Source organism: Pseudomonas sp. S30_BP2TU TE3576, assembly GCF_050436025.1.
GTDB lineage: Bacteria > Pseudomonadota > Gammaproteobacteria > Pseudomonadales > Pseudomonadaceae > Aquipseudomonas.
In genome coordinates, this window is record NZ_JBNDLK010000001.1 from 5576661 (window position 1) to 5595125 (window position 18465).

7 protein-coding genes and 2 pseudogenes are annotated in these 18465 nt (G+C 61.0%); 6 read left to right on the top strand and 3 right to left on the bottom strand.

What is annotated here, in order from left to right; all coding sequences use genetic code 11:
* Positions 1-107 precede the first annotated feature (107 nt).
* Together ABIA48_RS25550 and ABIA48_RS25555 are read right to left on the bottom strand one after the other, a co-directional pair.
* Positions 108-1241 (bottom strand): ATP-binding response regulator, encoded by a 1134-nt coding sequence (locus ABIA48_RS25550; protein WP_429492220.1) that lies wholly within the window; start codon positions 1239-1241, stop codon positions 108-110.
* Between the two features lie 117 nt (positions 1242-1358).
* On the bottom strand, positions 1359-6182 hold the full coding sequence (locus ABIA48_RS25555; protein WP_429492222.1) for a HAMP domain-containing protein: 4824 nt from the start codon (positions 6180-6182) through the stop codon (positions 1359-1361).
* 321 nt (positions 6183-6503) lie between these two features.
* On the opposite strand from ABIA48_RS25555, the gene ABIA48_RS25560 reads away from it, so the two are divergent.
* From ABIA48_RS25560 to ABIA48_RS25570, 3 genes are all read left to right on the top strand, one after another.
* Positions 6504-7145, top strand: a complete 642-nt coding sequence (locus tag ABIA48_RS25560) for a response regulator (RefSeq protein WP_429492224.1) — start codon at positions 6504-6506, stop codon at positions 7143-7145.
* Between the two features lie 252 nt (positions 7146-7397).
* Positions 7398-7946 carry a response regulator gene (locus tag ABIA48_RS25565; RefSeq protein WP_429492226.1) on the top strand — a complete coding sequence of 183 codons (549 nt, stop codon included), beginning with the start codon at positions 7398-7400 and terminating at the stop codon, positions 7944-7946.
* A 25-nt stretch (positions 7947-7971) separates the two neighbouring features.
* Positions 7972-8271 (top strand): hypothetical protein, encoded by a 300-nt coding sequence (locus ABIA48_RS25570; RefSeq protein ID WP_429492942.1) that lies wholly within the window; start codon positions 7972-7974, stop codon positions 8269-8271.
* A 129-nt stretch (positions 8272-8400) separates the two neighbouring features.
* On the opposite strand, the gene ABIA48_RS25575 is transcribed toward ABIA48_RS25570, so the two are convergent.
* Positions 8401-9066 carry a LuxR C-terminal-related transcriptional regulator gene (locus tag ABIA48_RS25575; RefSeq protein ID WP_429492228.1) on the bottom strand — a complete coding sequence of 222 codons (666 nt, stop codon included), beginning with the start codon at positions 9064-9066 and terminating at the stop codon, positions 8401-8403.
* A gap of 204 nt (positions 9067-9270) precedes the next feature.
* Here ABIA48_RS25575 and ABIA48_RS25580 point away from each other — a divergent pair, with 204 nt between their 5' ends.
* The 3 genes and pseudogenes from ABIA48_RS25580 to ABIA48_RS25590 form a co-directional block, all read left to right on the top strand.
* Positions 9271-9558, top strand: coding sequence for a PilZ domain-containing protein (locus tag ABIA48_RS25580; protein WP_429492230.1), 288 nt, complete (start codon positions 9271-9273; stop codon positions 9556-9558).
* A gap of 589 nt (positions 9559-10147) precedes the next feature.
* Positions 10148-10837, top strand: a pseudogene (locus ABIA48_RS25585) (VCBS domain-containing protein); the annotation flags it as partial.
* A gap of 129 nt (positions 10838-10966) precedes the next feature.
* A pseudogene (locus ABIA48_RS25590) lies at positions 10967-18457 on the top strand (VCBS domain-containing protein); the annotation flags it as partial.
* Positions 18458-18465: the final 8 nt, after the last annotated feature.

Consider the following 18465-nt stretch of genomic DNA (forward strand, 5'->3'; position numbering starts at 1 on the left):
CAGCATTCCCAATAAACCCGTTGGCGGCTGCACCGCCATCAAAAGGGTGGTTGCAGTCGTTGGCTCGCCCGATGGGCCCGGGCCATAGCCTTTCAATGCTATCCGGGTCAGTCGGATGGCAGCGATATCGTTAATCTCGTTCCTTTGTCCGGTGCGCTGTCGATCGTGAACTCCCCGCCCAGCATGTTGATGCGCTCCTTCATCCCCACCAAGCCGAACGAATTCAATTTTTTGCCATCAGTCATGCCTATGCCATTGTCTTTGATCTGCAGGTAAAGCCGGCGACCGTCCCTGTAGAGTTCGATATGCACCTGTGTCGCTTGTGCGTGCCGGGCAATATTCGACAGCGATTCCTGCACGATGCGGAACAGCGTCGTGGCGGATTTTTCATTCAGATCGCAACGCAAATCCTGGTCGTCCACCGACATCGTGCAATCGATCGCGCTGCGCTGCCGGAACTCTTCAAGTTGCCACTCGATCGCTGCCTGCAATCCCAGATCGAGTACGGGCGGCCGAAGATCATTGATGATACTGCGGACACTGCGGATGGCTGAATCGAGGTGATTCAGAGCATCGCTGGCCTTCTCGTTGAGCTTGGGGTGCATGGTACTGGTGCGCGCCTGCAACATGGAGACATCGATTCGTAACGCCAGCAGACTCTGTCCCAGCTCGTCATGGATGTCGCGTGCGATGCGCTTTCGCTCTTCTTCCTTGATGTGCTCCTGATAGGCGGCCAGCTCACGCAGCAGCCGCTTCGATTGCAGCAATTCTTCGGCCTGCATCGTCAGTTTGCGCTGCAGATAGAACAGGTCGACAAACACCCGGATCTTGGCGCGAAGAACCTCGGCCACAATCGGCGAGAAGATGTAATCCACTGCGCCGGACGTATAACCGCGGAAACGCTCGGAATCCGTATCGGCCTCAGCGGTGACGAAGATAATGGGCGTGTGGGCCGACTTCGGGCGGCCGTGAATGAGTGCCGCGGTTTCAAAACCGTCCATTACGGGCATTTTCACGTCGAGCAGAATGACTGCGAAGTCGCGCTGCAATAGCAGGCGCAGCGCCTCGCGCCCGGAAGTCGCCGTGGCAATATCGAGGCCCATGTCGGCAATCACCGCGGCAAGCGCCGTCAGCTTGGCGGGATTGTCATCCACCAGCAACACGGAGGCTGGCACGCCATCAGGCGGGAGCGGTTGCCGCACCTGGGCTCTCTCTTTGAATACCGGGGGTTCCTGCTGCATATTTATGCCACTTCGGTTTGCGCTAGCGCATCTTGCCGTAACGGCAGCACCGGTAAAGTCGAGCCGGTCTTGCGCACATTGCCACCTTTGCTGTCGCGCAATGAGCGCGGTACAGAGTCATCGATAGAGCCATTTGCGAATCAGTGACAGCAGTTGGTCGGTATCCACCGGCTTGCTGACATAGTCCGATGCTCCTGCCTCGATGCATTTTTCACGGTCACCCATCATCGCCTTGGCTGTCAGCGCAATCATGGGCAGGGTTTCAAATCTTTTGAATGTACGGATCTGGCGCATGGTTTCAAAGCCATCCATCTCGGGCATCATGATATCCATCAGCACGATGTCGGTATCGGGATGCTGCTGTAGCAGTTCTATGGCGGTTCGGCCGTTTTCGGCTGTGGCCACCAGCATTTTGTTGCACTCGAGCACGCTGGTCAGGGCAAAAATATTGCGCACGTCATCGTCGACCACCAGGGCCTTTTTACCTTCGAGACTGTCCGAGCCCTCATAGAGTTTCTCCAGCATCCTGCGCTGGGTCTGCGACAGCCTGGCTACGACGCGGTGTAGAAACAGTGCGGTTTCGTCGAGTATGCGCTCGGGGGATTGAACGGCCTTGATGACGCCCTTGCCGAGCAATGTCCTGAAGCGCTCGTGTTCCGGCTTGGTCAGTGTTTCTGCACCATAGACGACGATCGGCAATTCACGCATTGCGTGGTCTTCCTGCAACGCCTCGAGAAACCCAATACCGGATGCGTCGGGCAGATTGAGATTGATGGCCATGCAGTCGTAGCGTTTCTCTGCCAGTTTCTTCAAGGCTTCAGCGCTGCTGTCGGTCGTTGTGATCTTCACGTCGGTGTTGCCAAGTAGATCGAGGATGCGGGCGCGGTTCCCTTCGTCGCCGTCGATCAGCAGCAGGCTTCTGGTCTTGCGCCGTGCGAATGCCACGATGCCGACCAGCGCATTTTGAATCTCGTCGGCTGTGACCGGCTTGAGCAGATAGTCGAAAGCGCCATAGCGCAGCCCGCGTGTGCGGTCGTCAGCGATCGAGATGATCTGGACCGGGATGTGACGCGTGGCGAAATTTCGCTTCAATTGCTCGAGTAGCAACCAGCCGTCGATGTCCGCCAGGCCTGGGTCCAGCGTGATCGCGGCGGGTTTGTAGCGCTCGACCAGCTCCAGTGCATCCGCGCCACGGGGCGTGACGATAGCCCTGAACCCCTTCTGGTGCGCGGCCTCGAGCAGGATGCCGGCAAATCGGGCGTCGCCCTCGAGCATCAGCAGCACTTGGTCCCCGGGTTGGACAGACTCGCGGTCGTCCAGTATCTGAGCAGAGGGGCCTGACATGAGATCGCGCTTGACTTGGCCAGGTACTGTTTCTGTCGCTGATTCGTCTGGCGCCGGACGCTGGGCATCCTGTGTACGCAAGGGCACGTACAGCGCGAACGTACTGCCCTTGTCCTCACCGGGGATCAGCCGCAGCTCACCACCCAGCCGGTGTGCGAGCTCGCGGCTGATCGACAGCCCGAGGCCGGTGCCGCCGTATTTTCGTGAGGTTCCGGTATCTGCTTGCTGGAACGCCTCGAAGATGAGCTTCTGCTTGCTGTCAGCTACGCCAATGCCGGTGTCGGTGACCACAAAGGCAACCACCTCATCGGCGCGACTCAGTTCGCTGTGATCCACGCTCCACCCGGACACAGCGGGCGCGATGCTGAGCTTGACGCTGCCTTGCTCAGTGAATTTGAACGCGTTGGACAACAAGTTCTTGACCACCTGCAACAGGCGCTTTTCGTCAGTCCAGATGACAGGGGGCAGGGTAGGCGCCAGTTCAATCGTGAAGGTGAGGCCCCGGCTTTCGGCGACCGGCCGGAAGGTGCGTTCGATCTGGTCGTGCAGATTGGCGAACAGCGCTTCATTCAGATCCAGTGTGACCGTACCCGACTCGATCTTGGACAGATAGAGAATCTCGTCGATCAGCTCCAGCAGGTCTTTGCCCGCGCTACGGATGGTCCTGGCATATTCGACCTGCCGGGGAGTGAGATTGTGTTCCGCATTGTCGCTGAGCTGCTGGGCCAGGATCAGCAAGCTGTTCAATGGCGTTCTGAGCTCATGGGACATACTGGAGAGGAATTCGGACTTGTACTTCGAGGTCAGCATCAGCTGTTCCGCCTTCTCCTCCAGCGACAGCTTGGTGATTTCGACTTCGCGGTTCTTGCGCTCGACTTCGGCTTTCTGCTCGGCCAGCATTCCGGCCTTGTCCTCCAGTTCTTCGTTGGTCTGGCGCAATTCCTCTTGTTGCCTTTGCAGCTCCTGCGCCAGCGATTGCGACTGCTTGAGCAGTTCTTCGGTACGCATATTGGCTTCGATCGTGTTGAGCACGATACCAATCGATTCAGCAAGCTGATCAAGGAAGGTTTGATGAATGATGCTGTAGCGCGTGAACGAAGCCATTTCGACGACGGCCTTGACCTTGTTCTCGAACAGGATCGGCAACACGATGATATTCAGCGGGGCCGCCGCACCCAGTCCCGATGAAATCGCGACGTAATTTCCGGGGACCTCGGTCAGCAGGATGCGCCGCTTCTCGTAAGCGCATTGCCCGACCAGGCCCTCGCCGAGCCGCCACTCATCATTCACATTGATGTTTCCCTTGTACGCATAAGCCGACAGCAGTTTGAGTTTCGCAGGGTCGGGCGGACTCTCGTTCATCATGTAGAACACACCGTGCTGGGCGTTGATCAGCGGAGCCAGTTCTGACAGCACCATTTTGGAGACTGCCGCCAGATCGCGCTGGCCCTGCAGCAGGCGGGTAAATTTCGCGAGATTGGTCTTGAGCCAATCCTGTTCCGCGTTTTGCCGCGTGGTTTCCCGCAGGTTGCGGATCATCTCGTTGACGTTGTCCTTCAATTCCGCCACTTCACCCTTTGCTTCCACCTCCACGTAACGCGTCAGATCGCCCTTGGTCACGGCAGTCGCCACGTCGGCAATTGCACGCACCTGATTGGTCAGGTTGGCGGCCAGACCGTTCACGTTGTCGGTCAGATCGCGCCAGGTGCCGGCAGCACCCGGCACGTTGGCCTGGCCGCCCAGCTTGCCCTCGACACCCACTTCACGCGCCACCGAGGTCACCTGGTCGGAGAACAGCGCCAGCGTATCGGTCATGCCGTTGATGGTGTCGGCCAGTTCGGCGATCTCGCCCTTGGCTTCCAGTGTCAGTTTCTTCTTCATGTCGCCGTTGGCGACAGCGGTCACCACTTTCGCGATGCCTCGCACCTGGCTGGTCAGGTTGGCCGCCATGAAGTTCACGTTTTCGGTCAGATCCCTCCAGGTGCCGGACACGCCTTGCACCTGTGCCTGCCCGCCGAGCTTGCCTTCGGTGCCGACTTCGCGCGCCACCCGCGTCACTTCGGCGGCAAAGCTATTGAGCTGGTCCACCATGGTGTTGATGGTGTTCTTCAGCTCCATGATTTCGCCCTTGGCTTCCACGGTAATCTTGCGCCCCAGGTCGCCTTTGGCCACCGCCGTCGTCACGTCGGCGATGTTGCGCACCTGATTGGTCAGGTTGGCCGCCATGCTGTTGACCGAGTCGGTCAAATCTTTCCAGGTGCCACCGACGCCCGCCACCTTGGCCTGGCCACCGAGCTTGCCGTCAGTCCCCACTTCGCGTGCCATGCGTGTCACTTCGTCGGCAAAGGTCGAGAGCTGGTCGACCATTGTATTAATGGTTTCCTTGAGTTGGAGAATTTCACCTTTCGCTTCGGCTGTGATCTTGCGCGACAGGTCGCCGTTGGCCACCGCCGTCGTCACGTCGGCAATGTTGCGCACCTGGGTGGTCAGGTTGGCCGCCATGCCGTTGACTGAATTGGTCAAGTCCTTCCAGGTACCGGATACGCCGGTCACTTCGGCCTGTCCGCCCAGTTTGCCTTCGGTACCGACTTCCAGCGCGACGCGTGTCACCTCCGCGGCGAAGCTGGAGAGCTGGTCGACCATCGTGTTGATGGTGTTTTTCAGTTCGAGAATTTCGCCCTTGGCTTCAACGGTAATTTTCTTGCCGAGGTCGCCGCGTGCCACCGCCGTCGTCACCTGTGCGAGGTTGCGCACCTGGGTGGTCAGGTTGGCCGCCATGCCGTTGACCGATTCGGTCAGGTCGCGCCAGGTGCCTGATACGTCGCGCACTTCCGCCTGGCCGCCCAACTTGCCTTCGGTACCGACCTCCAGCGCCACGCGGGTCACCTCCGCAGCGAAGCTCGAGAGCTGGCCGACCATCGTGTTGATGGTGTTTTTCAGCTCGAGAATCTCACCCCTGGCTTCGACGGTAATCGTCTTGCCCAGATCGCCTTTGGCCACTGCGGTCGTCACGTAAGCGATGTTGCGCATCTGGGTGGTCAGATTGGCGGCCATGTCGTTGACGGAGTCGGTCAGGTCTTTCCAGGTGCCGGACACCCCTTTGACATTGGCCTGCCCACCGAGAATCCCTTCAGTGCCGACTTCGCGCGCCACGCGGGTCACCTCGGAAGCGAAGGAGCCCAGTCGCGTCACCATGGTGTTGACGATCTCGGCGGACTTGAGGAACTGGCCCCGCAGTTTCAGGCCGTCGAGCACCGGCGGTACCTGCTGGCTCAGATTACCCTCGGCAACCGAACCGACAACACGAATGATCTCGTTCATCGGGCTGATCAGGTCGCTGGTGAGCGCATTGCTCGAGTTGACGATCTTTTGCCACGAGCCTTTCATCATCGGCAATTCGATACGCTCATCGACCTTGCCCTGCTTGCCGATCAGTCGCGCCACGCGTTCGAATTCGGTGGTGGTGTCGGCTGCCATGTCGATGATTTCGTTGAGCGTGTCGGCGATCTTGCCCGGCATGCCGGTCCAGTCTTCCGGCATACGCTTGGTGAAGTCACCTTTGCGCAACGACTTCAGCGCTGCCAGTAACGTCTTCATGTCGAAAACTTCGATTGGTGTCGTCACTGTGGCCATGTCTCTGTCCCAGTCAAATTTTATGCCACGCGCAAGGCATTACCCATGGGCGTGCAGGCACACCTGAGAGCTTAGGCGCCGCTAACGCCTGAAGCAAAAGTGCAAGTGCGCTACCTGCCTGCTAACGTAAAACCCTGCAGCAGATTCCATGGCTTGCTGGCAAGCTGGCCGCAGGGTTAGTGTGGGGATGCAAGAGCGTGCGCCACTGTGCCGGCGGGTTCAACATCATCTGTACATCGAGACACGATACGGCCAGGGCCTTGTGGGTGCGAATGGAAAATACAGATGACTGAGCACAAAATCAGAGTCTTGCTGGTGGATGATCACAGCATCGTGCGTAACGGCGTACGACGCATGCTGGAGACTGCCAACGAGATCGACGTAACGGGTGAAGCAGAGACGGCACAAGAAGCAATGCTCCTGGTCCGGGAGCAAGATTTCGACGTGGCGCTGGTAGATATTCAGCTGCCCGATAAGACCGGCCTGCAACTCCTCAAGCTCATGCGTGCGGAGAAACCCAAGCTCGCCATTCTGATGTTGAGCATGCATTCGGTCGAGGCCTATGCGTTACGCGCAATCAAGCACGGCGCTGCGGGATACCTCACCAAAGATATTTCCGCAGCCACCCTGGTTGCGGCAGTTCGCAAGGTGGCCTCAGGCGGCAAGCACGTCAGTCCTGAACTGGCAGAAAAACTGGTCAACGCTATCGGCAGAGGCGACGCGGCACCCCACGAAGCGCTATCCGACCGGGAACTTGAAGTACTAAAGCTCCTCGCTGCAGGCGAGAGAATTGTTCGCATCGCTGAGATATTGCACTTAAGCCCAAGTACCGTCACGACGTACCGGGCACGTATCCTGGAAAAAACAGGGATGGACAGCAACGCGAAACTGGCCCGCTATGCACTCGAAAACGGCTTGTTAACTTAGAACGCCCTGCCATCATTGTAATGCTGCTCACTTAAGAGATAGAGCGAACAATAAGCTCCCTCGCCACAGTTCCTGCTTGTAGTGGAATCACTACAAGCTTTTGGCCGATATCTCCACAAAGAAGTCCTGCTAACGTCGATAGTGCAGGCGGCTCCACTCAAGCATAGTGACCTCTCGCAAGATTCCGTCCGCTGAATGGAGTTGTCTTCGTCAGCATCTTGCACAGCTATGTCAAAAAAGAGAGGTCAAATCATGCAGGTCACCAACACAGAACCATTGACTGCACTGATACCAACCAGAGACTCAGGCCCTTTGCGCCTGTTTGTCGTTGAGGATTTGAACGCCGTACGAGTGTTGTGGGGCACGGCGTCGCCGCGGATCGCGGGCCTGTCACTTGCCGGGGCGTTCCACTGCGCATCGACCGCTATCGCCGCCATCCGGCGTGAACCACCCGATGTCGTCTTGCTGGATGTCAACCTCAGCGACGGTCATGGCATGGAAGTATTGCGCGTGGTCGCAGCTGAGTATCCGCTGACAAAAGTCATAGTGGTCAGCAATTGTGCTGGTCCGAGACATTGGAAGTACTTCACAAATGCGGGAGCCTACGCCTCCTACGACAAGATCAATGAACTTGCCGCCATGCGCCGTATGTTGGAGCGTTTAGCCAAGTCCCTGTTACCGGCCGCTCGAACCTTCTCGCCTGCTTCAGGATATGCAGGAGAGCAAATTGCGCGAGTCAGAGAAGACACTGGAGTCGCTATTCGTCAGTTGAGCGCGGAGTGCGCGCTGCATTCACGTTGAATCAATGTTCTAACTAGAGGACATCATAATGATAGGTTATTGGTTGTGTGCGTTACTGTGGGGTGTGGTGCTGCTGGAGGAAATCCAGAGCATGCCCCTTCAAGAATGGAAAGACGAAGGTCTGAAAAAGGTTCTGCTGCTGCGCCGGACTAGAACCCGGACCGGCTACTTTTTTGCGTTGATCGCGGGTGCCTTGTGCCTTTATAGCGAAATCCTGGTGGCGCCGGTCGATCAGAACATTTTCAATCCGGAGCTGATACTTGCTGTATGTGGTGTTCTTTGGGGTGCATATCTTTCCGTAGTCAGCATGAAAGGCAAGCGATAGATGTCTACCTCCAGGACTACTCCAGGTGATTGATATTTCACTATCGTCGGCTGGCAAGGAACTTCCCCCGGTCAGGCGCTCGACTCCGCATCTGAACAGCCGCAGCCTCGCTGGCAGCGGCTTCAGTCCTCAATCAACTGTGGAAAGCCCATGCTTGTGTGCGTAGGCGTACAGATCTACGCGATTCGTCAGGCCCAGCTTGCTATAGATTGATGTTAAATGGTTGCGCAGCGTGTGCTCGCTGATGTGCAGCTTCTCGGCCACCAACTTGCCAGGCGCTGAGGGGTCACTGGCCAGCGATGCAATGGTTTGCTGCTCGCGACGCGTTAGCTTGGCGATTTTTTCTTGCTCCGGGTCCATTTCGCGCTCGGCTTTCTTGCGCGCCAGTTCAAGGAAGATACGGCTGGTTGCATTGCGGTCAATCCAGAGTTCGCCGTCATGCACTTTTTCTATGGCTTTGAGCAGTGTTGATGCAGACGCCGACTCCCGCTTATCCACCACGCCACGTGCGCCCGCCAGCACCGCACTGTCATGCAGCGCCACGTCACTCGACCCTGTCACTACCAGAATCTTGGCTTTGGTCTGGCGGTGCAAGTCGGCCAGCGACTCGATACAGTCCTCGCTGTCCAGGTCCAGTACCACCACATCTGGCGCGTATTGGTGCTGCGAAAGCAGGTATTGCGCCACCGACGCCACCGAACCCGCCAGCATCAACCTCGGCTGAGCGCTTTCCACCAGACGCTCAAGGCCCCAGGCCACGAGCGGCAGAGCTACTAACAGAACTTGAATTGGCATGCAGGTCGCTGCCTCTTTAGGCGGGTTGTGTTAGTTGCTCATGATAGCAATCGTTGCAGCCTGTAGCTTTTTTCTATAACGCTTCAGGCCACCCCTCCCATGACATTTGCCCTGTAAAGCACTGTTTTCATGGCTGATTGACTCCCAGAAAAAAAGGGATAGCGCACTCATGTAAAAAACAGCAGCCGTTTTTAGACTGCAACCATGAAAGGCGCATACCGAGTTGAGCCCCGCGAACAAATCACCCTATTGCTGCGACTGACCGGCGGGAGCAACGGTGTCACCCGTGACATCAGTGCCTCCGGTTTGTATTTCGAAACCGATAGCGAGCAGCAGGTGGGTAGTTTGATTGACTTCGAGATCGAACTCGACACTCCCGGCGGCCCCATGAAGTTTATGGCGCAAGGACAAATTGTGCGCATTGAGCCACAAGGTGGCAGGACCGGGGCGGGCGTGAAGCTGCTGGCCAGTCGGCTGGTGCCGGTGGAGTGAGGTGTTCGTGGGTTGAGGAAGAATCGGCTTGTGGCTGTTAGCGGCTCACAGCGGCTTTTTGCTCAGAGTGACTTCTTGGGAGAAAGACATGGCTAGCACCACAACTACCAGCGACGGAACCGTAACTTCGTTTTCCAACACGCCTCAGGCGAAGGATGACGTCTTCAGCACCACTGAAAATCTGCTGGGGGTCGTGTATTGGGACGTCATGTCCAATGACCTCGGCGGCAACGCGAAGACACTCTGGTCACTCGACAACGCGGACAGTCTTTCTACTGCCACCAAGGTTTATGCACCGGCCGACCTCCTGACCCAGGATACGGCGAGGGCTGAGGCGACGAGTTCTGACACCAGTTTGAATGGTGCAAAGATCTGGATCACCTCGGACGGAAAAGTCGGCTACGACGTCGCTACTTTTTCGTCTGCTTTCAAGGCTCAACTCCAGGCGCTTGCTACTGGCGAGCTCCTGACGGACAGCTTTACCTATGCGATTCGTCTTGGTAACGGAACGCTCAGTTGGGCCACCGCGACAGTGCAGTTTTCGGGCGTGAATAATGGTGTGACGATCAGCATTGGCGCGCAGGCCGGCATGGTGACCGAAGACGCCGACACCACTGCGAGCGCGACCGACTCACTGACGGCCAGCGGCACGATTGTCTTTAACGACGTCGACCTGAGTGACACGCACCTGGCGACATTCGCGCCGGCGGGGGGCAACACTACTCATCTTGGTACGTTCCTGCTCTCGGCGGTAAGCGAAGCTGCGAACGCAGCCAACGGTTCGGTGCAGTGGACGTACAACCTGAACAATGCGGCGGCGCAGTACTTGGCCCAGGGACAGACAGTAACCGAAACTTACCTGGTCACCATCAGTGATGGTCATGGTTCGTCGGTAACGCAGAATGTGACCATTACCATCACCGGCACCAATGACGGACCGACGGTGACGGCGGCAGAAGTCGAAAGCGGGGCGGTGGCCGAAGACGGCACCACGCTGGCCAGCGGCAGCTTCGCCTTTGGCGACGTGGACCTGGCCGATCACGCGCATGTGGCCAGCGTCAGCGCGCCGTCCGGTGCGCTGGGTACGTTGGTGGCCAGTGTCAGCGACGAGAGCACCGGCGACGCGACGGGCAGTGTGGGCTGGAGCTATACGCTGAACAACAGTGCGGCGCAGTACCTGGCCGAGGGCCAGACCAAGACCGAAGTGTTCACGGTGACGCTGACCGACGACGTCGGGGCGACGGTGACCAAGAACGTGACGATCACCGTCACTGGCAGCAATGACGGGCCGACGGTGACGGCGGCAGAAGTCGAAAGCGGGGCGGTGAGCGAAGACGGCACCACGGTGGCCAGCGGCAGCTTTGCCTTCGGCGACGTGGACCTGGCCGATCACGCGCATGTGGCCAGTGTGAGCGCGCCGTCCGGTGCGCTGGGGACGCTGGTGGCCAGTGTCAGCGACGAGAGCACCGGCGACGCGACGGGCAGTGTGGGCTGGAGCTATACGCTGAACAACAGCGCGGCGCAGTACCTGGCCGAGGGCCAGACCAAGACCGAAGTGTTCACGGTGACGCTGACCGACGACGTCGGGGCGACAGTAACCAAGGACGTGACGATCACCATCACTGGCAGCAATGACGCGCCGACGGTAACGGTGGCAGAAGTCGAAAGCGGGGCGGTGGCCGAAGACGGCACCACGGTGGCCAGCGGCAGCTTCGCCTTCGGCGACGTGGACCTGGCCGATCACGCGCATGTGGCCAGTGTCAGTGCGCCGTCCGGTGCGCTGGGTACGCTGGTGGCCAGTGTCAGCGACGAGAGCACCGGCGACGCGGCGGGCAGCGTGGGCTGGAGCTATACGCTGAACAACAGTGCGGCGCAGTACCTGGCCGAGGGCCAGACCAAGACCGAAGTGTTCACGGTGACGCTGACCGACGACGTCGGGGCGACAGTAACCAAGGACGTGACGATCACCCTGACCGGCAGCAACGACGCGCCGGTGCTCAGCTTCGCGACGGGCAATGCTGCCGGCGCGGTGCAGGAAGACACCACGCTCAGCGTCAGCGGCCAGTTCAGCTCGGCCGACATCGATCACGATGCCACGACCAGTTGGACCATCAATGGCTCGCCAACTGGAACCTACGGCTCGATCGCCGTGGACAACAGCGGCCAGTGGACCTACACGCTGGCCAATGGCACCGATGGTGTCGCCAGCGCGGTGCAGTCACTGAAGGCGGGCGAGAGTCACAACGACGTGTTCAGCGTGCAGGTCAGCGACGGCCTCGGCGGCGTGGACACCCAGCTGGTAACCGTCACCGTCACCGGCAGCAATGACGCGCCCGTGCTCAGCTTCGCGACCGGCAACGAGGCCGGTGCGGTGCAGGAAGACACCACGCTCAGCGTCAGCGGCCAGTTCAGCTCGGCCGACATCGATCACGATGCCACCGCCACTTGGAGTATTGCCGGGTCAAATACCGGCACCTACGGCTCGATCGCCGTGGACAGCAACGGCCAATGGACCTACACCCTGGCCAACGGCACCGATGGCGTTGCCAGCGCGGTGCAGTCGCTGAAGGCGGGCGAGAGTCACAACGACGTGTTCAGCGTGCAAGTCAGCGACGGCTTGGGCGGTGTCGACACCCAACTGGTGACCGTCACCATTAGCGGCAGCAACGACGCGCCGGTGCTCGGCTTCACGACCGGCAACGAGGCCGGCGCGGTGCAGGAAGACACCACGCTCAGCGTGCATGGCCAGTTCAGTTCGGCCGACATCGATCACGACGCCACCGCCACTTGGAGTATTGCCGGGTCAAATACCGGCACCTTTGGCTCGATCGCTGTCGACAGCACTGGCCAGTGGACCTACACCCTGGCCAACGGCACCGATGGTGTCGCCAGTGCGGTGCAGTCGCTGAAGGCGGGCGAGAGTCACAACGACGTGTTCAGCGTGCAGGTCAGCGACGGCCTCGGTGGCGTCGACACCCAGTTGGTGACCATCACCGTCACCGGCAGCAATGACGCGCCCGTGCTCAGCTTCGCGACCGGCAACGAGGCCGGCGCGGTGCAGGAAGACACCACGCTCAGCGTGAGCGGCCAGTTCAGCTCGGCCGACATCGATCACGATGCCACCGCCACTTGGAGTATTGCCGGGTCAAATACCGGCACCTACGGCTCGATCGCCGTGGACAGCAACGGCCAATGGACCTACACCCTGGCCAACGGCACCGATGGCGTTGCCAGCGCGGTGCAGTCGCTGAAGGCGGGCGAGAGTCACAACGACGTGTTCAGCGTGCAAGTCAGCGACGGCTTGGGCGGTGTCGACACCCAACTGGTGACCGTCACCGTCACCGGCAGCAACGACGCGCCGGTGCTCGGCTTCACGACCGGCAACGAGGCCGGCGCGGTGCAGGAAGACACCACGCTCAGCGTGAGTGGCCAGTTCAGTTCGACCGACATCGATCACGATGCCACCGCCACTTGGAGTATTGCCGGGTCAAATACCGGCACCTTTGGCTCGATCGCCGTGGACAGCAACGGCCAGTGGACCTACACCCTGGCTAACGGCACCGATGGCGTTGCCAGTGCGGTGCAGTCGCTGAAGGCGGGCGAGAGTCACAACGACGTGTTCAGCGTGCAAGTCAGCGACGGCTTGGGCGGTGTCGACACCCAACTGGTGACTATCACCGTCACCGGCAGCAACGATGCGCCCGTGCTCAGCTTCGCGACGGGCAACGAGGCCGGCGCGGTGCAGGAAGACACCACGCTCAGCGTCAGCGGCCAGTTCAGCTCGGCCGACATCGATCACGATGCCACCGCCACTTGGAGTATTGCCGGGTCAAATACCGGCACCTTTGGCTCGATCGCCGTGGACAGCAACGGCCAATGGACGTACACGCTGGCCAATGGCACCGATGGTGTCGCCAGTGCGGTGCAGTCGCTGAAGGCGGGCGAGAGTCACAGCGAAGTGTTCAGCGTGCAAGTCAGCGATGGCCTCGGCGGCGTCGACACCCAGCTGGTGACCATCACCGTCACTGGCACCAATGACGCGCCAACGGTGACGGCGGCAGAAGTCGAAAGCGGGGCGGTGGCCGAAGACGGCACCACGGTGGCCAGCGGCAGCTTTGCCTTCGGTGACGTGGACCTGGCCGATCACGCACATGTGGCCAGCGTCAGCGCGCCGTCCGGTGCGCTGGGTACGCTGGTGGCCAGTGTCAGCGACGAGAGCACCGGCGATGCGGCGGGCAGCGTGGGCTGGAGCTATACGCTGAACAACAGCGCGGCGCAGTACCTGGCCGAAGGCCAGACCAAGACCGAAATGTTCACCGTGACGCTGACCGACGACGTCGGGGCGACAGTGACCAAGGACGTGACGATCACCCTGACCGGCACCAACGACCAGCCGACGCTGACCATCGACGACACGACCGGGGCAATGAACGAAGGCAACGGCGGGGCGACGCTGAGCGACAGCGGGGCGCTGAGCTTCGCCGACCTGGACAGCCACGACACGGTGACGCTCAGCCAGACGGCCAATAACGACCTCGTCTGGAGCGGCGGCACCCTCGGTGCGGCGCAGGCCGCGGCGCTGGTCGCCGGCTTCTCGGTGGATCAGGCCAGTTGGCACTACAGCAGCAGCGAGAACCTGGACTTCCTGCGCGCCGGTGAAACCATCAGCTTTTCCTACACCGTACTGGCCACTGACGATAGCGGTGCGGGCAACGCGGTTTCGGCGCCACAGACGGTGACGATCACCCTGACCGGGACCAACGACCGGCCGACGCTGACCGTCGACGACACGACCGGGGCGATGAACGAAGGCAACGGCGCGGCGACGCTGAGCGACAGCGGGGCGCTGAGTTTCGCCGACCTGGACAGCCACGACACGGTGACGGTCAGCCAGACGGCCAATAACGACCTCGTCTGGAGCGGCGGCACCCTCGGTGCGGCGCAGGCCGCGGCGCTGGTCGCCGGCTTCTCGGTGGATCAGGCCAACTGGCACTACAGCAGCAGCGAGAACCTGGACTTCCTGCGCGCCGGTGAAACCATCAGCTTTTCCTACACCGTGCTGGCCACCGACAACAGCGGTGCGGGCAACGCGGTTTCGGCGGCGCAGACCGTCACCATCACCATCACCGGCAGCAACGATGCGCCCGTGCTCAGCTTCGCGACCGGCAATGCTGCCGGCACGGTGCAGGAAGACACCACGCTCAGCGTCAGCGGCCAGTTCAGCTCGGCCGACATCGATCACGATGCCACGGCGACCTGGAGCATTGCGGGGTCAAATACCGGCACCTTTGGCTCGATCGCCGTCGACAACAGCGGCCAGTGGACCTACACCCTGGCCAACGGCACCGATGGCGTTGCCAGTGCGGTGCAGTCACTGAAGGCGGGCGAGAGTCACAACGAAGTATTTACGGTGCAAGTCAGCGATGGCCTGGGCGGCGTGGACACCCAGCTGGTGACCGTCACCGTCACCGGCAGCAACGACGCGCCGGTGCTCAGCTTCGCGACGGGCAATGCTGCCGGCGCGGTGCAGGAAGACACCACGCTCAGCGTCAGTGGCCAGTTCAGCTCGGCCGACATCGATCACGATGCCACGACCAGTTGGACCATCAATGGCTCGCCAACTGGAACCTACGGCTCGATCGCCGTCGACAACAGCGGCCAGTGGACCTACACGCTGGCCAATGGCACCGATGGTGTCGCCAGCGCGGTGCAGTCACTGAAGGCGGGCGAGAGTCACAACGACGTGTTCAGCGTGCAGGTCAGCGACGGCCTCGGCGGCGTGGACACCCAGCTGGTGACCGTCACCGTCACCGGCAGCAATGACGCGCCGGTGCTCAGCTTCGCGACCGGCAACGAGGCCGGTGCGGTGCAGGAAGACACCACGCTCAGCGTCAGCGGCCAGTTCAGCTCGGCCGACATCGATCACGATGCCACCGCCACTTGGAGTATTGCCGGGTCAAATACCGGCACCTACGGCTCGATCGCCGTGGACAGCAGCGGCCAGTGGACCTACACCCTGGCCAACGGCACCGATGGCGTTGCCAGCGCGGTGCAGTCGCTGAAGGCGGGCGAGAGTCACAACGAAGTGTTCAGCGTTCAGGTCAGCGACGGCCTCGGCGGCGTCGACACCCAGCTGGTGACTATCACCATTAGCGGCAGCAACGATGCGCCGGTGCTCAGTTTCACGACCGGCAACGAGGCCGGTGCGGTGCAGGAAGACACCACGCTCAGCGTCAGCGGCCAGTTCAGCTCGGCCGACATCGATCACGATGCCACCGCCACTTGGAGTATTGCCGGGTCAAATACCGGCACCTATGGCTCGATCGCGGTCGACAGCAACGGCCAGTGGACCTACACCCTGGCCAATGGCACCGATGGTGTCGCCAGTGCGGTGCAGGCGCTGAAGGCGGGCGAGAGTCATGAGGACGTGTTTACGGTGCAAGTCAGCGACGGCCTCGGCGGCGTCGACACCCAGCTGGTGACCGTCACCGTCACCGGCAGCAACGACGCGCCGGTGCTCAGTTTCACGACCGGCAACGAGGCCGGCGCGGTGCAGGAGGACACCACGCTCAGCGTCAGCGGCCAGTTCAGCTCGGTGGACATCGATCACGATGCCACCGCCACTTGGAGTATTGCCGGGTCAAATACCGGCACCTTTGGCTCGATCGCCGTGGACAGCAACGGCCAGTGGACCTACACCCTGGCTAACGGCACCGATGGCGTTGCCAGTGCGGTGCAGGCGCTGAAGGCGGGCGAGAGTCACAACGAAGTGTTCAGCGTTCAGGTCAGCGACGGCCTCGGCGGCGTCGACACCCAACTGGTGACTATCACCATTAGCGGCAGCAACGATGCGCCGGTGCTCAGTTTCGCGACCGGCAGCGAGGCCGGTGCGGTGCAGGAAGACACCACGCTCAGCGTCAGCGGCCAGTTCAGCTCGACCGACATCGATCACGATGCCACCGCCACTTGGAGTATTGCCGGGTCAAATACCGGCACCTTTGGCTCGATCGCCGTGGACAGCAACGGCCAGTGGACCTACACCCTGGCCAATGGCACCGATGGTGTCGCCAGTGCGGTGCAGGCGCTGAAGGCGGGCGAGAGTCACAACGAAGTATTTACGGTGCAAGTCAGCGATGGCCTCGGCGGCGTCGACACCCAGCTGGTGACCGTCACCGTCACCGGCAGCAATGACGCGCCGGTGCTCAACTTCGCGACCGGCAACGAGGCCGGCGCGGTGCAGGAAGACACCACGCTCAGCGTCAGTGGTCAGTTCAGCTCGGCTGACATCGATCACGATGCCACCGCCACTTGGAGTATTGCCGGGTCAAATACCGGCACCTTTGGCTCGATCGCCGTGGACAGCAACGGCCAGTGGACCTACACCCTGGCCAATGGCACCGATGGCGTTGCCAGTGCGGTGCAGGCGTTGAAGGCGGGCGAGAGTCACAACGAAGTGTTCAGCGTTCAGGTCAGCGACGGCCTCGGCGGCGTCGACACCCAACTGGTGACTATCACCATTAGCGGCAGCAACGATGCGCCGGTGCTCAGTTTCGCGACCGGCAGCGAGGCCGGTGCGGTGCAGGAAGACACCACGCTCAGCGTCAGCGGCCAGTTCAGCTCGACCGACATCGATCACGATGCCACCGCCACTTGGAGTATTGCCGGGTCAAATACCGGCACCTTTGGCTCGATCGCCGTGGACAGCAACGGCCAGTGGACCTACACCCTGGCCAATGGCACCGATGGTGTCGCCAGTGCGGTGCAGGCGCTGAAGGCGGGCGAGAGTCATGAGGACGTGTTTACGGTGCAAGTCAGCGACGGCCTCGGCGGCGTCGACACCCAGCTGGTGACCGTCACCGTCACCGGCAGCAACGACGCGCCGGTGCTCAGTTTCACGACCGGCAACGAGGCCGGCGCGGTGCAGGAGGACACCACGCTCAGCGTCAGCGGCCAGTTCAGCTCGGTGGACATCGATCACGATGCCACGACCAGTTGGACCATCAATGGCTCGCCAACTGGAACCTATGGCTCGATCGCCGTTGACAGCAGCGGCCAGTGGACCTACACCCTGGCCAATGGCACCGATGGTGTCGCCAGTGCGGTGCAGTCGCTGAAGGCGGGCGAGAGTCACAACGACGTATTTACGGTGCAAGTCAGCGATGGCCTGGGCGGCGTGGACACCCAGCTGGTGACCGTCACCGTCACCGGCAGCAACGATGCGCCGGTGCTCAGCTTCGCGACGGGCAATGCTGCCGGCGCGGTGCAGGAAGACACCACGCTCAGCGTCAGCGGCCAGTTCAGCTCGGCCGACATCGATCATGATGCCACCGCCACTTGGAGTATTGCCGGGTCAAATACCGGCACCTTTGGCTCGATCGCGGTGGACAACAGCGGCCAGTGGACCTACACGCTGGCCAATGGCACCGATGGTGTCGCCAGTGCGGTGCAGGCGCTGAAGGCGGGCGAGAGTCACAACGAAGTGTTCAGCGTTCAGGTCAGCGACGGCCTCGGCGGCGTCGACACCCAACTGGTGACTATCACCATTAGCGGCAGCAACGATGCGCCGGTGCTCAGTTTCACGACCGGCAACGAGGCCGGCGCGGTGCAGGAGGACACCACGCTCAGCGTCAGCGGCCAGTTCAGCTCGGTGGACATCGATCACGATGCCACGACCAGTTGGACCATCAATGGCTCGCCAACTGGAACCTATGGCTCGATCGCCGTTGACAGCAGCGGCCAGTGGACCTACACCCTGGCCAATGGCACCGATGGTGTCGCCAGTGCGGTGCAGTCGCTGAAGGCGGGCGAGAGTCACAACGACGTATTTACGGTGCAAGTCAGCGATGGCCTGGGCGGCGTGGACACCCAGCTGGTGACCGTCACCGTCACCGGCAGCAACGATGCGCC